Source organism: Pseudomonas entomophila (assembly GCF_013523125.1).
Taxonomy (GTDB): Bacteria; Pseudomonadota; Gammaproteobacteria; order Pseudomonadales; family Pseudomonadaceae; genus Aquipseudomonas; species Aquipseudomonas entomophila_B.
Genome location: NZ_JAAMQJ010000110.1, coordinates 1 through 640, shown reverse-complemented (window position 1 = coordinate 640; position 640 = coordinate 1). Strand labels below are relative to the sequence as shown.

The following is a 640-nucleotide window of genomic DNA, read 5'->3' as shown; positions in this document are numbered from 1 at the left end:
TGACTGGGGTGAAGTCGTAACAAGGTAGCCGTAGGGGAACCTGCGGCTGGATCACCTCCTTAATCGACGACATCAGCCAGCTGATGAGCCCCCACACGAATTGCTTGATTCTTTGTACGAAGACGATGCTGTAACGCGACCCTGTTATAGGTCTGTAGCTCAGTTGGTTAGAGCGCACCCCTGATAAGGGTGAGGTCGGCAGTTCAAATCTGCCCAGACCTACCATTTCATGGTGCGGCTTGACGCTACGACACACGGGGCCATAGCTCAGCTGGGAGAGCGCCTGCCTTGCACGCAGGAGGTCAGCGGTTCGATCCCGCTTGGCTCCACCACTTACATCGTCTGCTGTTCAGAACTTAGAAATGAACATTTGCAGCCCAGCGCTGTGAAATGTTGATTTCTGACTTTTGTCAGATCGTTCTTTAAAAATTCGGATATGTGATAGAAATAGACTGATGGCCACTTTCACTGGTGGTGATCAGGCTAAGGTAAAATTTGTGAGTTCTGCGCGAGAGCGCAACATGCGAATTTTCGGCGAATGTCGTCTTCACAGTATAACCAGATTGCTTGGGGTTATATGGTCAAGTGAAGAAGCGCATACGGTGGATGCCTTGGCAGTCAGAGGCGATGAAAGACGTGG

At 50.8% G+C, this 640-nt stretch carries 1 protein-coding gene, 2 tRNA genes and 1 rRNA gene; all 4 read left to right on the top strand.

Annotated features, from left to right (window positions below; all coding sequences use genetic code 11):
- A 16S ribosomal RNA gene (locus G7007_RS21840) occupies window positions 1-62 on the top strand; the annotation flags it as partial.
- Window positions 63-148: 86 nt separating this feature from the next.
- Window positions 149-225, top strand: a tRNA-Ile gene (locus tag G7007_RS21835).
- Window positions 226-256: 31 nt separating this feature from the next.
- A tRNA-Ala gene (locus G7007_RS21830) sits at window positions 257-332 on the top strand.
- A gap of 123 nt (window positions 333-455) precedes the next feature.
- A partial coding sequence (locus G7007_RS22075; protein WP_219859201.1) for a hypothetical protein occupies window positions 456-640 on the top strand: 185 nt, incomplete at its 3' end.